This window comes from Thiomonas sp., assembly GCF_034007205.1.
Classification (GTDB): domain Bacteria; phylum Pseudomonadota; class Gammaproteobacteria; order Burkholderiales; family Burkholderiaceae_C; genus Thiomonas.
Window position 1 is genome coordinate 219,567 of the sequence record NZ_JAVERI010000002.1, and the last position, 14,624, is coordinate 234,190.

Annotated in this window: 24 protein-coding genes; 19 read left to right on the plus strand and 5 right to left on the minus strand. The window is 60.5% G+C overall.

Annotated elements, in window-relative coordinates; all coding sequences use genetic code 11:
* Window positions 1-3: 3 nt before the first annotated feature.
* The 5 genes from RBR52_RS02695 to hemA all read right to left on the minus strand — a co-directional run bounded on the left by RBR52_RS02695 (window position 4) and on the right by hemA (window position 4,355).
* Window positions 4-585 (minus strand): UbiX family flavin prenyltransferase, encoded by a 582-nt coding sequence (locus RBR52_RS02695; RefSeq protein WP_320375627.1) that lies wholly within the window; start codon window positions 583-585, stop codon window positions 4-6.
* A gap of 69 nt (window positions 586-654) precedes the next feature.
* Window positions 655-972 (minus strand): Grx4 family monothiol glutaredoxin, encoded by a 318-nt coding sequence (grxD, locus tag RBR52_RS02700; protein ID WP_320375628.1) that lies wholly within the window; start codon window positions 970-972, stop codon window positions 655-657.
* A 25-nt stretch (window positions 973-997) separates the two neighbouring features.
* Window positions 998-1,897, minus strand: a complete 900-nt coding sequence (prmC, locus tag RBR52_RS02705; protein WP_320375629.1) for a peptide chain release factor N(5)-glutamine methyltransferase — start codon at window positions 1,895-1,897, stop codon at window positions 998-1,000.
* A gap of 1 nt (window position 1,898) precedes the next feature.
* Window positions 1,899-2,978 (minus strand): peptide chain release factor 1, encoded by a 1,080-nt coding sequence (gene prfA, locus RBR52_RS02710; protein ID WP_320375630.1) that lies wholly within the window; start codon window positions 2,976-2,978, stop codon window positions 1,899-1,901.
* Between the two features lie 66 nt (window positions 2,979-3,044).
* Window positions 3,045-4,355 carry a glutamyl-tRNA reductase gene (gene hemA, locus RBR52_RS02715; protein ID WP_320375631.1) on the minus strand — a complete coding sequence of 437 codons (1,311 nt, stop codon included), beginning with the start codon at window positions 4,353-4,355 and terminating at the stop codon, window positions 3,045-3,047.
* A gap of 292 nt (window positions 4,356-4,647) precedes the next feature.
* Between hemA and RBR52_RS02720 the strand changes: the two genes are divergently transcribed.
* From RBR52_RS02720 to rplQ, 19 genes are all read left to right on the plus strand, one after another.
* Window positions 4,648-4,896, plus strand: coding sequence for a hypothetical protein (locus tag RBR52_RS02720; RefSeq protein WP_320375632.1), 249 nt, complete (start codon window positions 4,648-4,650; stop codon window positions 4,894-4,896).
* Window positions 4,897-5,321: 425 nt separating this feature from the next.
* A complete protein-coding gene (gene rplN / locus RBR52_RS02725; protein ID WP_013106906.1) occupies window positions 5,322-5,690 on the plus strand; it encodes a 50S ribosomal protein L14 in 369 nt (122 codons plus the stop codon).
* Window positions 5,691-5,723: 33 nt separating this feature from the next.
* Window positions 5,724-6,041 (plus strand): 50S ribosomal protein L24, encoded by a 318-nt coding sequence (gene rplX / locus RBR52_RS02730; RefSeq protein ID WP_320375633.1) that lies wholly within the window; start codon window positions 5,724-5,726, stop codon window positions 6,039-6,041.
* An 11-nt stretch (window positions 6,042-6,052) separates the two neighbouring features.
* Window positions 6,053-6,592 (plus strand): 50S ribosomal protein L5, encoded by a 540-nt coding sequence (rplE, locus tag RBR52_RS02735; RefSeq protein WP_320375634.1) that lies wholly within the window; start codon window positions 6,053-6,055, stop codon window positions 6,590-6,592.
* Window positions 6,593-6,599: 7 nt separating this feature from the next.
* On the plus strand, window positions 6,600-6,905 hold the full coding sequence (gene rpsN / locus RBR52_RS02740; RefSeq protein ID WP_320375635.1) for a 30S ribosomal protein S14: 306 nt from the start codon (window positions 6,600-6,602) through the stop codon (window positions 6,903-6,905).
* 139 nt (window positions 6,906-7,044) lie between these two features.
* Entirely contained in the window at window positions 7,045-7,443 is a 399-nt protein-coding gene (gene rpsH, locus RBR52_RS02745) for a 30S ribosomal protein S8 (protein WP_320375636.1), read from the plus strand.
* A gap of 13 nt (window positions 7,444-7,456) precedes the next feature.
* Window positions 7,457-7,990, plus strand: coding sequence for a 50S ribosomal protein L6 (gene rplF / locus RBR52_RS02750; RefSeq protein ID WP_320375637.1), 534 nt, complete (start codon window positions 7,457-7,459; stop codon window positions 7,988-7,990).
* A gap of 14 nt (window positions 7,991-8,004) precedes the next feature.
* Window positions 8,005-8,361 (plus strand): 50S ribosomal protein L18, encoded by a 357-nt coding sequence (gene rplR, locus RBR52_RS02755; protein ID WP_320375712.1) that lies wholly within the window; start codon window positions 8,005-8,007, stop codon window positions 8,359-8,361.
* Between the two features lie 13 nt (window positions 8,362-8,374).
* Window positions 8,375-8,893, plus strand: a complete 519-nt coding sequence (gene rpsE, locus RBR52_RS02760) for a 30S ribosomal protein S5 (protein WP_320375638.1) — start codon at window positions 8,375-8,377, stop codon at window positions 8,891-8,893.
* 5 nt (window positions 8,894-8,898) lie between these two features.
* Window positions 8,899-9,084 (plus strand): 50S ribosomal protein L30, encoded by a 186-nt coding sequence (gene rpmD, locus RBR52_RS02765; protein ID WP_013124108.1) that lies wholly within the window; start codon window positions 8,899-8,901, stop codon window positions 9,082-9,084.
* Between the two features lie 79 nt (window positions 9,085-9,163).
* The gene (gene rplO / locus RBR52_RS02770) at window positions 9,164-9,619 is read left to right on the plus strand and encodes a 50S ribosomal protein L15 (protein ID WP_320375640.1); all 456 of its coding nucleotides are present in this window, start codon (window positions 9,164-9,166) and stop codon (window positions 9,617-9,619) included.
* Window positions 9,620-9,633: 14 nt separating this feature from the next.
* Complete coding sequence (gene secY, locus RBR52_RS02775; protein ID WP_320375641.1) at window positions 9,634-10,953, plus strand: preprotein translocase subunit SecY; 1,320 nt, start codon at window positions 9,634-9,636, stop codon at window positions 10,951-10,953.
* A 23-nt stretch (window positions 10,954-10,976) separates the two neighbouring features.
* Window positions 10,977-11,195 carry a translation initiation factor IF-1 gene (gene infA / locus RBR52_RS02780; protein ID WP_013106895.1) on the plus strand — a complete coding sequence of 73 codons (219 nt, stop codon included), beginning with the start codon at window positions 10,977-10,979 and terminating at the stop codon, window positions 11,193-11,195.
* A gap of 12 nt (window positions 11,196-11,207) precedes the next feature.
* The gene (gene rpmJ / locus RBR52_RS02785) at window positions 11,208-11,321 is read left to right on the plus strand and encodes a 50S ribosomal protein L36 (RefSeq protein ID WP_013106894.1); all 114 of its coding nucleotides are present in this window, start codon (window positions 11,208-11,210) and stop codon (window positions 11,319-11,321) included.
* A gap of 32 nt (window positions 11,322-11,353) precedes the next feature.
* A complete protein-coding gene (rpsM, locus tag RBR52_RS02790; RefSeq protein WP_320375642.1) occupies window positions 11,354-11,719 on the plus strand; it encodes a 30S ribosomal protein S13 in 366 nt (121 codons plus the stop codon).
* A gap of 15 nt (window positions 11,720-11,734) precedes the next feature.
* The gene (gene rpsK / locus RBR52_RS02795; RefSeq protein ID WP_320375643.1) at window positions 11,735-12,142 is read left to right on the plus strand and encodes a 30S ribosomal protein S11; all 408 of its coding nucleotides are present in this window, start codon (window positions 11,735-11,737) and stop codon (window positions 12,140-12,142) included.
* A 213-nt stretch (window positions 12,143-12,355) separates the two neighbouring features.
* Complete coding sequence (rpsD, locus tag RBR52_RS02800) at window positions 12,356-12,979, plus strand: 30S ribosomal protein S4 (RefSeq protein WP_320375644.1); 624 nt, start codon at window positions 12,356-12,358, stop codon at window positions 12,977-12,979.
* Between the two features lie 124 nt (window positions 12,980-13,103).
* Window positions 13,104-14,090 (plus strand): DNA-directed RNA polymerase subunit alpha, encoded by a 987-nt coding sequence (locus tag RBR52_RS02805; protein WP_320375645.1) that lies wholly within the window; start codon window positions 13,104-13,106, stop codon window positions 14,088-14,090.
* A 97-nt stretch (window positions 14,091-14,187) separates the two neighbouring features.
* Complete coding sequence (rplQ, locus tag RBR52_RS02810; RefSeq protein WP_320375646.1) at window positions 14,188-14,583, plus strand: 50S ribosomal protein L17; 396 nt, start codon at window positions 14,188-14,190, stop codon at window positions 14,581-14,583.
* Window positions 14,584-14,624 lie beyond the last annotated feature (41 nt).

The following is a 14,624-nucleotide window of genomic DNA, read 5'->3' on the forward strand; positions in this document are numbered from 1 at the left end:
GATTCATTCACACCCTCTGACGCCCGCCCATTCCTCGCCGAGATCGTGGGCGATGGCGAACTGGTCGAGTACCCGCGCCAGGCTGGCGTCGATCATGGCTTCGATGCTGGCGGGGCGCAGATAGAACGCGGGCAGGGGCGGAAAAATGACGCCGCCCATTTCCGTGACGGCGGTCATATTGCGCAGATGCGCCAGGTTGAGCGGCGCTTCGCGCGGCAGCAGCACCAGCTTGCGGCGCTCTTTGAGGCAAACGTCTGCCGCGCGAGTGATGAGGTTGTCGCAAAAACCGTGCGCAATGGCCGCCAGAGAGCGCATGGAGCAGGGAGCCACCACCATGCCCAGGGTGGAAAACGAGCCGCTTGCAATAGCTGCGCCGATGTCGCCGACGGGATGCACCGCATCGGCCAGCGCGTCGACCGCCTTGCGATCCAGATTCATTTCCAACTTGAGGTTGAGCACGCCGGCTGCGGAAATGAGCAGGTGCGTCTCGACGCTGCCGAGCCGCCGCAGGTGTTGCAGCAGACGCACGCCATAGATGACGCCCGTCGCCCCGGTCAGTGCCACGATGAGTCGCGGTCGGGTCATGGACGCGGGGCGGGATTCCAAGGGGTGAGGAAAATGGCGGACGCGGGTATCAGCGTATTTACTATTAAACTACTTCAGGCCGTCGAGCAGGGCTTGCAGTTCGCCGCTTTGTGCCATTTCCGCCATGATGTCCGAGCCGCCGACAAATTCGCCCCTGACGTAAAGCTGGGGAATGGTGGGCCAGTTGGCGTATTCCTTGATGCCCTGACGAATGGCCTCGTCCTGCAGCACGTCCACCGCCTTGATCTGGCTGACGCCGCAAGATTTGAGCAACTGCACGGCACGCCCCGAAAAACCGCACATGGGGAACTGCGGCGAGCCTTTCATGAACAGCACGACGTCGTTGTTCTTGACGATTTGATCGATTTGCTCCTGCACACTGGACATGGCGGGTTTTCCTGGTTGATGTCGATCAAGGCATTTTAGAAGCTGCCCGCCTTGACCGCAGGCCGGGGAGAATGCCCCCGCTCGCACGCTCGATACCGGCCAGATCGCGCGCGCTGAATACGTCCTGATAGTGGTGCATGGTCAGCAAATCGCGCACCACCGCAGCCTGATCATAGCCATGCTCCAGCAGCAGACAGCCGTCGTCGCGCAGAAATCGGTCGGCTTGTGCAATGATCTGGCGCAGATCGTCCATCCCGTCCGCGTTGGGTTGTCGGCCGGTCAGCGCAAGAGAGGGTTCATGGCGCAAGGCGGGCAGGTGCGGATCGTCCACGGCGATGTAAGGCGGGTTGGAAACAATGCAGTCGAAATGCGCCACCCCGGTCAGCGGACGCAGGGCATCCCACCAGTTGGATTGGAGCAAGCGCAGGGCACCCCCCGGGCGCTGCGGATCGAGCAGGCGCTGCGCATTGCATTGCGCCACAGCCAGTGCCGCGGTGCTGGCATCGAGCGCCCAGACCTGAGCCTGAGGGCGGGCGTGCGCGATGGCGATGGCGATGGCGCCACTTCCCGTGCCCATGTCCAGCACCGCTGGCAGGCGACCGGCGGGCAGGGCGTCGAGATGACGCAGGGCGAGTTCCACCAGCAGCTCGGTATCGGGGCGGGGAATGAGCACGTTGGGGGTCACCTTGAAGCTCAGACCGAAAAACTCGCGCTCGCCCAGCACATAGGCCAGGGGCTCGCCTTCGCGCAGGCGGACGGCAAGCGCGTTCAGCTGGGCCAGGTCCGCCGCGCCGAGTTCGCGTTCGGGATGCGCGGCCTGCTGCGCGCGAGTCCAACCCAACACCGATTGAATCAGGGCTTGGGCGTCCAGCCGGGCCAGGCCGCAGGTTCGCGTCCAGGCTGCCAGATCGCAAGGTGCGGCCATCTCAGCTTTCACCCAGTGCGGCGAGTTGCGCGGCCTGATCCTCGGTGCGCAGGGCGGTGAGCAGTTCGTCGAGGTCGCCGTCCATGATGGCGTCGATTTTGTACAGAGTGAGGTTGATGCGGTGCTCGCTGACCCGGCCCTGTGGAAAGTTGTAGGTGCGGATGCGGTCGGAGCGCTCGCCACTGCCCACCAGGCTTTTGCGCGTGGCCGCTTCCTGCGCCTGCTGCGCCTGGCGTTCGCGCTCGGCCAGGCGCGCGGCCAGTACCGACAGGGCGCGGGCCTTGTTGCGGTGCTGCGAGCGTTCGTCCTGGCATTCCACCACCAGCCCGGTGGGCAGGTGGGTGATGCGAATAGCGGAATCGGTTTTGTTGATGTGCTGCCCGCCCGCACCGGAAGCGCGGAAGGTGTCGATGCGCAAGTCGGCCGGATTGATCTGGATCGCCTGCGCCTCATCGATCTCGGGCATCACGGCCACCGTCGCCGCGCTGGTGTGCACGCGCCCCTGCGTCTCGGTCCTGGGCACGCGCTGCACCCGATGGCCGCCCGATTCGTATTTCAGCAGGCCATAGGCCCCCTCGCCCTCGATGCGCAGAACCACCTCCTTGTACCCGCCCAGATCGCTCGGGCTTTCGCTGACCACCTCGGTCGTCCAGCGCTTGCGCTCGGCATAGCGCGCGTACATGCGCAGCAAGTCGGCGGCGAACAGCGCGGATTCCTCGCCTCCCGTGCCCGCGCGGATTTCGACGAACACGTTGCGGCTGTCGGCCGGGTCGCGCGGCAGCAGGGCGACCTGAAGCTGGGCCTGCAGCGCGTCCAGCGCAGCGCGCGCTTGCTGCATTTCCTGCTGCGCCAGTTCTTTCATGTCGGTGTCGCTCAGCAGCGACTCGGCCTGCGACAGTTCGTCTGTTTTTGCTTTGTATTGCGCATACAGCCCGACCACGGGTTGCAGCTCGGCCAGCTCCCGCGTCATGTTGCGAAAGCGTTTTAGGTCCGCGGTGCAATCGGGCGCAGCGAGCAAGGCGTCGAGCTCGCTGGCGCGGCGTTGCATCTGCTCCAGTTTGTCCAGCAGGGAAGGCTTCATGGGGGGATGGGAGCGCACTGGGCCGCACCTTGGTGTGCGGCCTGCAAACCGAAAGGAACGGACGCGCTAGATTTGCGCGTCTGGGGAGGAGACGTCGGAATCGCCTCGGTGCGGGCACAGAAACACCCGCTCGACCGCCTGCGCTACGGCTTGGCGATGGGAGGAATCGCCATGATGCAGCGCGGTGAAGGCGCCGTGCAGGAATTTGTGTGACAGCCCCCGTGCAAGCGCGTCGAGCACGGCCTCTGGCGGCTCGCCACGGGCCAGCAGACGCCGGGCGCGTTCGACCTCATGCGTCTGCCATTGTTCGCTCTGCGACTGCAGTCGCTGAATGAGGGGCACCTGAGAGCGTAGATCCAGCCATTCGAGAAAACCGTGTACGCGGTTCTCGATGATGGCCTCGGCCTGTTCGATTGCGGCCTGGCGTTTTTCGGTATTGCTGCGCACCAGAGCAGACAAATCATCCACCGAATACAGGTAGACATCGCTCAATTGTGCCACCTCGGGCTCGATGTCGCGTGGCACCGCCAGATCGACCATCACCACGGGTTTGTGGCGCCGCTGCCTGATGCTGCGCTCCGCCGCGCCCAAGCCGATGATCGGCAGGCTGCTGGCGGTGCTGGTGACGACCACGTCGAACTCGGCAAGCCGCTGCGGCACGTCGGTCAGGCGGATGGCTTGCGCCCCGAACCGCTGCGCCAGGCGGGCGCCGCGCTCGATGGTGCGATTGGCGATCACCATGCTCCTGGGCTGATGCGCGGCGAAATGCGTGGCCACGAGTTCGATCATGTCGCCGGCGCCGATGAACAGCACGCGACACTCCTGAAGGCTCTCGAACACGGTCTGCGCCAGATGCACGCTGGCCGCGGCCATGCTGACCGAGTGGGCGCCGATTTCGGTATGGGTACGGACCTCTTTGGCGACCGAGAAAGTTCGCTGAAACATCTGGTTCAGCGTGCTGCCCAGAGCGCCGGAATCCGAGGCGACCCGCACGGCCTCCTTCATCTGCCCAAGAATCTGCGGCTCGCCCAGCACCATGGAGTCCAGACCGCTGGCCACGCGAAACGCATGTCGCACGGTGCCGTCTTGTACCAGGCGATAGCTGTGGTCGGTCAGATCGTCGATCTGCACCTGACGCTCGGTGGACAGCCAGTGCAGCAGCGCATCCCGCGGGTCGCTTTCGGCCGCGCAGTAGATCTCGGTACGGTTGCACGTCGATAGAATGGCAGCCTCGATGGGGCCGTTGCGGCGGCCTCCCAGCATGTTCACTTTCAATCGCTGAAGCGCATCCACCAAGGTGTCGGCGGAAAAAGCCAGACGCTCGCGTACCCCGACAGGTGCGGTTTGGTGGTTGAGTCCGACGGTGGCGAGCAACATAATCAAATAGTAATTTTAAGAACTGTCGTGACTTTTGGCGACTGATCTTGATCAAGGCAAGAATGCGCCAAGGGCATCCGAAGAGCACATTGTCTTCAATCGGGCGGTACGGTGCATCGGTGCAAACGGCAGGTTTCATCGAAAACCGGCTTCAGTTGGAAACCTCCCCCTTCAGGGGATCAACTGACACGGCAGAGGCGCAACCTCTTCCGTGTTGTTTCGCCCGGCGCGTCCGGGAGCGGATTGAAACATGGGGTCTATTTTTCTGTCTTGGCTCGTCCAGACGAGCGTCATGCCGTTGTTCGTCGGCGCCGTGACCGGTGGACTGGCGCCTCTGGCGTGGGGGAGGAGTTGCGCGGCGGGCTGGAAAACACGCGCGATCCTGGCTGCGATCGCCGCATTGCTGCCGCATTTCATGTTGGTGGGCAGTGGCCTGCTTCGCGAAGGATCGATTTGGGATTACGCAACTGTGCTGCTCGCAGCTTGCCTGGCCAGCGCTGCCGTCTGCCGGGGTGGGCGCCTCGCCAGGCGCTCCTCCTGAGCACCCCCAAGGCCGGGCTACGCCCAGCCCGCCCCCCGTGGGGGATCAAGGAAACTTGGAGCGGCCCTGCGTTTCCTTGAGAGCGCCCCCAGACCTGCCGCTTTCGCGTTAGGCCCCCGAGGGGGATGAGAAAACTTGGGGCGGCCCGGCGTTTTCTCATGAGCGTTCTTTAGACTCAGACGCTCGAAGTCGAGAAAAAGGAGTTGACACTGGCGTGTCTATCCTGCAGAATTTAATGCTTCGCTCTTTTGCATGCCCTTTTGAGGGGGTGTGCAGATTAGCGTGAAGTCAGTCGATTTGCGTGATGAGATTGTTCAGGGCGCGCAGCGACTGAAAGAAAGCAACAGAGCAACACAGATCAATTCCCGCACCAGGGAGCCAAGACTGGCGCACGTTGTGCGACTAAGTTGGGTGAAGGAAATTAAATGATTCAGACGCAATCCAGGCTGGATGTCGCCGACAACACCGGCGCCAAATCCGTCATGTGCATCAAGGTGCTGGGCGGCTCCAAGCGCCGTTACGCCGGTGTGGGTGACATCATCAAGGTCAGCATCAAGGAGGCAGCGCCTCGCGGCCGCGTGAAAAAAGGCGAGGTTTACAGCGCTGTCGTGGTGCGTACCGCCAAGGGCGTTCGCCGCGCGGACGGTTCGCTCATCAAGTTCGACGGCAATGCGGCGGTGCTGCTCAATGCAAAGCTCGAGCCCATCGGTACGCGCATTTTCGGCCCGGTGACGCGCGAACTGCGTACCGAGCGCTTCATGAAAATCGTGTCTCTGGCGCCTGAAGTGCTCTGAGCCCTGTGCTCTGAGTCGAAAAAAGGATTTGTGATGAACAAGATTCGCAAGGATGACGAAGTGATTGTCATTGCCGGCAGCGACAAGGGTCGCCGCGGCAGGGTAACGGCGCGTGTGGGTGCCGACCACGTCGTGGTCGAGGGTGTGCATACCGTGAGGAAAAACGTGCGCCCCAATCCGATGAAGGGTGAGGCGGGCGGCGTGGTTTCCCGCGACCTGGCCATTCATCAAAGCAATGTGGCCATTTACAACCCGGTGACCGGCAAGGCGGATCGCATCGGCTTCAGGATCCTGGATGGTGGCGCCAAGGTGCGCATTTTCAAATCCAGCGGTGAGCAGATCAAGGGTTGATCGGAGGATTTATGTCGCGCCTGCAAACGATTTACAAAGACAAAGTCGTGCCCGAATTGATGGCCAAGTTTGGCTACAAATCGGTCATGGAAGTGCCGCGCCTGACCAAGGTGACGCTCAATATGGGCGTGTCCGAGGCGGTGGCCGACAAGAAGGTGATGGAGCATGCGGTGAGCGATCTCACCAAAATTGCTGGCCAGAAACCGGTGGTGACCAAGTCGCGCAAGGCGATTGCCGGATTCAAGATTCGGGAAAACCTGCCGATCGGCTGCATGGTGACGCTGCGCGGAGGTCGCATGTATGACTTTCTTGACCGTTTTGTGACCATTGCCCTGCCTCGCGTGCGCGATTTTCGCGGAATTTCCTCTCGCGCTTTCGACGGTCGTGGCAACTACAACATTGGCGTCAAAGAGCAGATCATCTTCCCGGAAATCGAATACGACAAGATCGATGCGCTGCGCGGTTTGAACATCAGCGTGACCACGACGGCCAAGACCGACGAAGAGTGCAAGGCGCTGCTTGCCGCATTTCGTTTCCCCTTCAAGAACTGAGGCCATCATGGCAAAACTGTCCCTGATCAACCGCGAAAAAAAGCGCGAAGACCTGGTTGCAAAATTTGCGGGGAAGCGCGCTCAACTGCAGGCTATCGTTGACGATACCTCCAAATCTTTCGAAGAGCGCTATGAAGCCCGTCTGAAAATTCAGCAACTGCCGCGCAATGCCAATCCGACTCGTCTGCGCAATCGTTGTGCCATCACGGGCCGTCCACGCGGAACCTTCCGCCGGTTCGGCTTGTCACGCAGCAAGATACGCGAGCTGGCTTTCCGCGGGGAAATTCCTGGCGTGACCAAGTCCAGTTGGTAATCGGTTGTTAAATCGGTTGGTAATTACTCATTCAGGCAGTCATCCAGACGAGCTGAATTCGGTTGCTACTTCGGTTGCCACGTTCCAGACACTGCGTTGGTTTGCCGACTAGACGCCAAAAGTTTTTAGGAGAATATTGATGAGCATGAGTGATCCCATCGCCGACATGCTGACGCGCATTCGTAACGCGCAGATGGTCGAGAAGGCGAAGGTAACGATGCCGGCTTCCAAGATCAAGGCTGCAATCGCTCAGGTCCTGCACGAAGAGGGCTATATCGACGGTTTCAATATCCGTCGTGAAAGCGAGGCGAAGGCCGATCTGGAGATTTCGCTGAAGTACTACGCAGGCAAGCCGGTGATCGAGCGACTCGAGCGCGTCAGCCGTCCAGGTCTGCGCGTGTACCGCGGCAAGGAAGAGATTCCCCAGGTGATGAATGGGCTGGGCGTTGCCATCGTTTCGACTTCGCGTGGCCTCATGACCGATCGCAAGGCGCGCCAGGTCGGAGTGGGCGGCGAAGTTCTCTGCTACGTCGCTTAAGGGGAGAGTAGCCATGTCACGTATTGCCAAATATCCGGTTCAGGTGCCTGCCGGCGTCGAAGTCAATCTCAGTGCGGACAAGATCGCCGTCAAAGGCGGGCTGGGCAGACTTGAGCGTGCTCAATTTTCCGGCGTGCGGATTGTCCAGGACAACGGAGCCCTGACTTTCGCTCCGGTTGACGAATCCCGCGAGTCGCATGCCATGTCGGGCACCATGCGTGCCTTGGTAGCGGGTATGGTGCACGGCGTGTCCAAGGGTTTCGAGCGCAAGCTCACCCTCGTGGGCGTGGGCTTCAAGGCTCAGGCTCAGGGCGCCCAGCTCAACCTCTCGCTGGGTTTTTCCCATCCCATCGTCAAAGACATGCCCGAGGGCATCAAGGTGGAAACGCCGACGCCCACAGAAATCGTCATCAAGGGTGTGGACAAACAACTCGTTGGCCAGGTCGCTGCCGAAGTACGCGCATTCCGTCCGCCCGAACCCTATAAGGGCAAGGGGGTGCGGTATGCGGACGAAGTCGTGGTGATCAAGGAAACCAAGAAGAAGTAAGGGACAGGATCATGATCAGCAAAAACATTTCCCGTCTTCGCCGCGCTCAGGCCACTCGCCGCCGCATTGCGCGCTTGCGCGCTGTGCGTCTGTCGGTGCATCGCACGAATCAGCACATCTACGCGACCATCATTTCCGCCGAAGGCGACCGCATTTTGGCTGCCGCCTCGACGGTAGAGGCGCAAGTGCGTGGGCAGCTCAACGGACACGGCGGCAATCTGGCTGCCGCCGCCATCGTCGGAACACGCATCGCCGAAAAGGCCAAGGCGGCTGGTATCGATACCGTCGCGTTCGACCGTTCGGGTTTTCGCTTTCATGGGCGCGTCAAGGCGCTCGCTGAGGCTGCGCGCGAAGCCGGCCTGAAGTTCTGAGAACGAGCACATCATGGCTAAAGTTCAAAACAAGTTCGCCAACGAAGCACGCGACGACGGTCTGCGTGAAAAGATGATCGCGGTCAACCGCGTCACCAAGGTCGTCAAGGGCGGTCGCATTCTCGGCTTCGCCGCCTTGACCGTGGTGGGCGACGGCGATGGGCGCATCGGCATGGGCAAAGGCAAGGCGCGTGAAGTGCCGGTTGCGGTGCAAAAAGCCATGGAACAGGCCCGTCGCAATATGGTGAAGGTGCCGCTCAAGGGTGGCACGCTGCATCACAAGGTCACGGGTCAGCACGGCGCTGCCAACGTCATGATGCTGCCGGCCGTTCAGGGTACCGGCATCATCGCGGGCGGCCCCATGCGTGCCATGTTCGAGGTGCTCGGGATCACCGACATCGTGGCCAAGAGCCACGGGTCGACCAATCCCTACAACATGGTGCGCGCGACCCTGGACGCCCTGAGCCATATGAACTCGGCTCAGGAGATCGCCATGAAGCGTGGCAAAACCGTCGAAGAAATTCTGGGTTGAACATCATGAGTGACAAAAAAACCATCAAGGTCAAGCTGGTGCGCAGCGTGATCGGTACGCGCGATTCCCACCGCGCCACAGTGCGCGGCCTGGGCCTGCGCAAGCTCGGCAGCGTGCGTGAACTCGAAGACACTGCTGCAGTGCGCGGCATGGTCCGCAAGGTCAGTTATCTGGTTGAAATTTGCGAATAAAACAGAGTCGGATCGGGCGCGAGTAAGCGGCTGGTCCAGTTTCGGTTTTCGCGCAACAGCAGAATTTGTGAGATTCGATATGCAACTCAACACCATCAAACCCGCCGCTGGTTCCAAGCATGCCAAGCGTCGCGTTGGACGCGGCATTGGCTCGGGTCTCGGCAAGACCGCAGGCCGCGGTCACAAGGGACAAAAATCGCGTGCGGGTGGTTTTCACAAGGTGGGCTTCGAGGGCGGCCAAATGCCGCTGCAGCGCCGTCTGCCCAAACGAGGCTTCAAATCGCCGATTGCGCGCTACAGCGCGCAGGTCACCCTCGCCGATCTGAATCGTCTGCAGGAAGACGAAATTGACCTGCTCACGCTCAAGGCGCACGGACTGGTGTCCGACCTGTCGCGCAGCGTCAAGGTGATCGCGTCGGGTCAGATCGCTCGTGCCGTCAGGCTGCAGGGCGTTCTGGCGACCAAGGGCGCGCGCAGTGCGATCGAAGCGGCTGGCGGCAGCATCGCTGAAGCCGCGGCGCCCGCAGTGGCCTGATCGGACGACTCGACATGGCCAGCACAGGGGTGACTCAGCAGGGCAAATACGGCGATCTCAGTCGCCGTCTGTTGTTCCTGCTCGGCGCACTGGTGGTGTACCGCATCGGCGCGCATATCCCGGTGCCGGGAATCGATCCGACCCATCTGCAACAACTTTTCCAGAACAATTCAGGCGGCATTCTCGGCCTGTTCAATATGTTCTCGGGCGGTGCGCTGGCGCGCTTCACGGTGTTTGCATTGGGGATCATGCCGTATATCTCGGCTTCGATCATCATGCAATTGCTCACCTATGTCGTTCCATCTCTCGAAGCGCTGAAGAAGGAAGGCGAGGCCGGGCGGCGCAAGACCACGCAGTACACACGTTATTTCACCTTGGTATTGGCCATTTTCCAGTCTTTCGGCATTGCAGTGGCGCTGCAGGCTTCGCCCGGACTGGTGATCCATCCTGGCATCGGTTTTCAGCTCTCCGCCGTGCTGACCTTGACATCAGGCACCATGTTCTTGATGTGGCTGGGTGAGCAAATCACCGAGCGTGGACTGGGGAATGGCATTTCGATCATCATTTTCGCGGGCATCGTGGCTGGCTTGCCCTCCGCCATCGCTGGGCTGATGGAATTGGTCAGCACGGGGGCGATGAGCGTGTTGGTGGCGCTGTTCGTGTTGGCCATCGTGGTGCTGGTGACTTATTTCGTCGTGTTCGTCGAACGCGGCCAGCGCAAGATTCTGGTGAACTATGCGCGTCGTCAGGTAGGTAATAAGGTGTATGGTGGCCAAAGTTCGCATCTGCCGCTGAAGTTGAATATGGCAGGCGTGATTCCCCCTATTTTCGCTTCGTCCATCATTTTGCTTCCGGCAACAGCGGTGAGCTGGTTCGGTTCGGCCAAGGGCATGGGCTGGCTGAAGGATATTGCAGGGGCCTTGTCGCCTGGTCAGCCTCTCTATATTTTGTTGTATGCGGCTGCGATCATTTTCTTCGCCTTTTTCTATACGGCGCTGGTGTTCAACAGCCGGGAGACGGCGGATCAGTTGAAAAAGGGTGGCGCATTCATTCCGGGCATACGGCCGGGAGAGCAGACCGCCAAATTCATCGACAAAGTGTTGATGCGCCTGACCCTGGTGGGGGCTATTTATATCACCCTGGTTTGCCTGCTGCCTGAATTTCTGGTATTGAAGTACAATGTGCCGTTTAGTTTCGGTGGAACCTCACTGCTGATCATCGTTGTGGTCACCATGGATTTCATGGCTCAAGTCCAGGCTTATGCCATGTCGCATCAGTACGATGCCCTGCTGAAAAAAGCAAATTTCAAATCGGGCCTCGGTGGCGTGCGATAACTGGCGCGAGGTAACGGAGTTTTATGGCCAAGGACGATGTCATCCAGATGCAGGGGGAGATTCTAGAAAATCTCCCGAATGCCACTTTCCGTGTCAAGCTGGAAAACGGCCACACGGTGTTGGGGCATATCTCCGGAAAGATGCGCATGCATTACATCCGCATTCTTCCTGGGGACAAGGTCACGGTTGAATTGACGCCCTATGATTTGTCACGTGCGCGGATTGTGTTCCGCGCCAAGTAAGAGAGGATCATCATGAGAGTGAGCGCATCTGTCAAAAAAATGTGCCGTAATTGCAAAATCATTCGGCGTAAAGGGGTTGTGCGGGTGATTTGCACGGACCCGCGCCACAAACAGCGCCAGGGTTGAGCCAAAACATTTTTTGAAGTTCGAGGTATTCAATGGCACGTATTGCTGGTATCAACATTCCGCCACATCAACACTCCGAAATCGGCCTCACGGCGATTTACGGCATCGGTCGCACCACCGCGCGCGCCATCTGCGATGCTTCGGGCGTTCCCTACAACAAGCGGATCAGGGACCTGTCCGACGCGGACCTGGAGAAGATGCGTGAGGCCATCGGCAAGCTCACCATCGAGGGTGACCTGCGTCGAGAGATCTCGGTGAACATCAAGCGCCTGATGGATCTGGGTTGCTACCGCGGTTTTCGGCATCGTCGCGGTCTGCCTGTGCGAGGTCAGCGCACCCGTACCAATGCCCGTACTCGCAAGGGGCCGCGCAAGGGCAGCATCACGCTGAAGAAATGAGCAAGGACATCGCAAATGGCTAAACCATCATCTCAGAGCTCGGCAGCACAGCGCGCGCGCAAAAAGATTCGCAAGAATGTTTCTGACGGCATTGCGCATGTGCACGCCTCGTTCAACAACACCATCATCACCATCACCGACCGGCAGGGCAACGCGCTGTCGGCCTCGTCGTCTGGTGCGCAGGGCTTCAAGGGTTCGCGCAAGTCCACGCCGTTTGCTGCGCAGGTGGCCGCCGAGCAGGCCGGCCGCGTGGCGCTGGAATACGGCATCAAGAATCTGGAGGTCTTCATCAAGGGCCCTGGCCCGGGTCGTGAATCCTCGGTGCGCGCCTTGAACAACCTCGGCATCAAGGTCACGCTGATCGAGGATGTGACGCCGATCCCGCACAACGGCTGCCGCCCGCCGAAGCGCCGCCGCGTTTGAGCGCTGCTGGTTTCGTCGCTGCCGGTTTCGTCGCTGTATCTCGGTATGTCTGCCTGAATGTTTACGTCGGGATGTCTGACGTTGAATTGATGCTCTGTTTTCATTTGCGCTCAAGCGCCGCGCTGCGGCCCTGAGCGCCTTTTTCAAGCCCACTGCCCGAATCGACGGGCTCCCATGCGTCTCATGGCATGGCAGTATTGAAAGGAATTCCAAGTGGCTCGTTTCATTGGCGCCAAAGGCAAACTCACTCGCCGCGAAGGCGCGGATCTCTTCCTCAAAAGCGCACGGCGCGGTATCGATTCCAAGGTCAAGCTGGAAACCAAGCCGGGCCAGCATGGGCGGACATCCGGCGCGCGCACCTCGGACTACGGCAAACAACTGCGCGAGAAACAGAAGGTCAAGCGCATGTACGGTGTGCTCGAACGCCAGTTCCGTCGCTACTACGAGGAGGCGCAGCGCCGCTCGGGCAATACGGGCGCAAACCTGCTGAGTCTGTTGGAATCGCGTCTGGACAATGTGGTCTATCGCATGGGTTATGGTTCCACACGGGCCGAAGCCCGCCAGCTCGTCAGCCATCGCTCGATCACGGTCAATGGCAAGGTGCTGAACATCCCCTCGGCGCAGATCAAGGCGGGCGATGTGGTGGCGGTGCGCGAAAAGTCGCGCAATCAGACGCGGATCCAGGAGGCGGTGAAGCTGGCCGAGTCGAACGGCTTCCCCGCCTGGGTGCAGGTGGACGGCGCCAAGATGGAAGGCATTTTCAAGAAAGCCCCGGACCGCGACGAATTCGCCAACGACATCAATGAATCGTTGATCATCGAATTGTATTCACGTTGATTTTTGTCCATGCCCGGACTCCCGGGCGTGTTCGTGTCTTGCCCGAGCCTTGCCGAAGCTGACCATGGCAGCTCGCCTCAGCCTTATCCGCGTAACGAGCGGAGGGTATTGAACAGGAAGTCCTATGCAAACAGCCCTTCTTCGCCCCAAGTCGATTCAGGTCGAATCCCTCGGACACAACCGTTCCAAAGTCGTGCTTGAACCCTTCGAGCGCGGTTACGGTCATACTCTGGGCAATGCACTGCGCCGCGTCATGCTGTCGTCGCTGGTGGGCTACGCCCCGACCGAGGTCAGCATCAACGGCGTGCTCCACGAGTACTCCGTGGTCGATGGCCTGCAGGAGGACGTGATCGGCGTGCTGCTCAATCTCAAGGGCGTGGTGCTCAAGCTGCACAACCGCGACGAAGTGACTCTGTCGCTGCGCAAGGAAGGCGAGGGCGTGGTCACGGCAGCCGACATCCAGACCCCGCACGACGTCGAGATCATCAATCCCGACCACGTGATCGCGCATCTGTCGCAAGGCGGCAAGCTCGACATGCAGATCAAGGTGGAAAAGGGTCGTGGCTATGTGCCCGGTACGATGCGCCATTTCGGCGAAGAGGGCGGCAAGAGCATCGGTCACATCGTGCTCGATGCTTCGTTTTCTCCGGTGCGCCGTGTCAGTTATGCGGTCGAAAGCGCGCGTGTGGAGCAGCGCACCGATCTGGACAAGCTGGTCATGGAAATCGAGACCAACGGGGCGATCAGCGCGGAAGAAGCCATCCGTTCTTCCGCGCGCATCCTGGTCGAGCAGTTGTCCGTATTCGCCAGCCTCGAAGGCGCCGAAACCACGGAGGCTGCCGAGGCGACTGCCGGTGGACAGACCTATGACCCCATCCTGCTGCGCCCGGTCGACGAACTGGAGCTCACGGTGCGCTCGGCCAACTGCCTGAAGGCAGAGAACATCTATTACATCGGTGATCTGATCCAGCGCAGCGAAACCGAACTGCTCAAGACTCCCAACCTGGGCCGCAAGTCGCTCAACGAAATCAAGGAAGTGCTTGCTGCGCGCGGCCTGACGCTGGGCATGAAGCTGGACAACTGGCCGCCCAGCGGTCTGGAAAAACGCTGATCCACATCAGCGTACTCGATTTGCCGGGTGGAGTACCCGGCAGTGCAGGGCCAGTACCTGATCCGGCTGGCCTGATTCATAAGGAAAGGAAAGCACCATGCGTCACGGAAACGGACTTCGCAAACTCAATCGCACCTCCAGCCATCGCAAGGCCATGTTTCGCAATATGGCCAATTCGCTGATCGAGCACGAGGCCATCAAGACCACGCTTCCCAAGGCCAAGGAATTGCGCGCCGTGGTCGAGCCCCTGATCACCCTGGGCAAGAAGCCCTCGCTGGCCAACCGCCGTCTGGCATTCGACCGCCTGCGCAACCGCGATTCGGTGACCAAGCTGTTCGATGTGCTTGGCCCGCGTTATCAAACCCGTCCGGGCGGCTACACGCGCACGCTGAAGTTCGGCTTCCGCGTCGGTGACAATGCGCCGATGGCGCTGATCGAACTCGTCGACCGCCCCGATGTCGGCGCGGCGCCGGTGGAAGACAAGTCGGAATGAGTCAGGGTGAATCAGCGACGCGTGCATTTGCCGTCCCCGCG

Bases quoted from the DNA above. Each gene is read 5' to 3' on its own strand.
- RBR52_RS02695 (WP_320375627.1), bottom strand. From the start codon at position 585: ATGACCCGACCGCGACTCATCGTGGCACTGACCGGGGCGACGGGCGTC.
- grxD (WP_320375628.1), bottom strand. From the start codon at position 972: ATGTCCAGTGTGCAGGAGCAAATCGATCAAATCGTCAAGAACAACGAC.
- prmC (WP_320375629.1), bottom strand. From the start codon at position 1,897: ATGGCCGCACCTTGCGATCTGGCAGCCTGGACGCGAACCTGCGGCCTG.
- prfA (WP_320375630.1), bottom strand. From the start codon at position 2,978: ATGAAGCCTTCCCTGCTGGACAAACTGGAGCAGATGCAACGCCGCGCC.
- hemA (WP_320375631.1), bottom strand. From the start codon at position 4,355: ATGTTGCTCGCCACCGTCGGACTCAACCACCAAACCGCACCTGTCGGG.
- RBR52_RS02720 (WP_320375632.1), top strand. From the start codon at position 4,648: ATGCCGTTGTTCGTCGGCGCCGTGACCGGTGGACTGGCGCCTCTGGCG.
- rplN (WP_013106906.1), top strand. From the start codon at position 5,322: ATGATTCAGACGCAATCCAGGCTGGATGTCGCCGACAACACCGGCGCC.
- rplX (WP_320375633.1), top strand. From the start codon at position 5,724: ATGAACAAGATTCGCAAGGATGACGAAGTGATTGTCATTGCCGGCAGC.
- rplE (WP_320375634.1), top strand. From the start codon at position 6,053: ATGTCGCGCCTGCAAACGATTTACAAAGACAAAGTCGTGCCCGAATTG.
- rpsN (WP_320375635.1), top strand. From the start codon at position 6,600: ATGGCAAAACTGTCCCTGATCAACCGCGAAAAAAAGCGCGAAGACCTG.
- rpsH (WP_320375636.1), top strand. From the start codon at position 7,045: ATGAGCATGAGTGATCCCATCGCCGACATGCTGACGCGCATTCGTAAC.
- rplF (WP_320375637.1), top strand. From the start codon at position 7,457: ATGTCACGTATTGCCAAATATCCGGTTCAGGTGCCTGCCGGCGTCGAA.
- rpsE (WP_320375638.1), top strand. From the start codon at position 8,375: ATGGCTAAAGTTCAAAACAAGTTCGCCAACGAAGCACGCGACGACGGT.
- rpmD (WP_013124108.1), top strand. From the start codon at position 8,899: ATGAGTGACAAAAAAACCATCAAGGTCAAGCTGGTGCGCAGCGTGATC.
- rplO (WP_320375640.1), top strand. From the start codon at position 9,164: ATGCAACTCAACACCATCAAACCCGCCGCTGGTTCCAAGCATGCCAAG.
- secY (WP_320375641.1), top strand. From the start codon at position 9,634: ATGGCCAGCACAGGGGTGACTCAGCAGGGCAAATACGGCGATCTCAGT.
- infA (WP_013106895.1), top strand. From the start codon at position 10,977: ATGGCCAAGGACGATGTCATCCAGATGCAGGGGGAGATTCTAGAAAAT.
- rpmJ (WP_013106894.1), top strand. From the start codon at position 11,208: ATGAGAGTGAGCGCATCTGTCAAAAAAATGTGCCGTAATTGCAAAATC.
- rpsM (WP_320375642.1), top strand. From the start codon at position 11,354: ATGGCACGTATTGCTGGTATCAACATTCCGCCACATCAACACTCCGAA.
- rpsK (WP_320375643.1), top strand. From the start codon at position 11,735: ATGGCTAAACCATCATCTCAGAGCTCGGCAGCACAGCGCGCGCGCAAA.
- RBR52_RS02805 (WP_320375645.1), top strand. From the start codon at position 13,104: ATGCAAACAGCCCTTCTTCGCCCCAAGTCGATTCAGGTCGAATCCCTC.
- rplQ (WP_320375646.1), top strand. From the start codon at position 14,188: ATGCGTCACGGAAACGGACTTCGCAAACTCAATCGCACCTCCAGCCAT.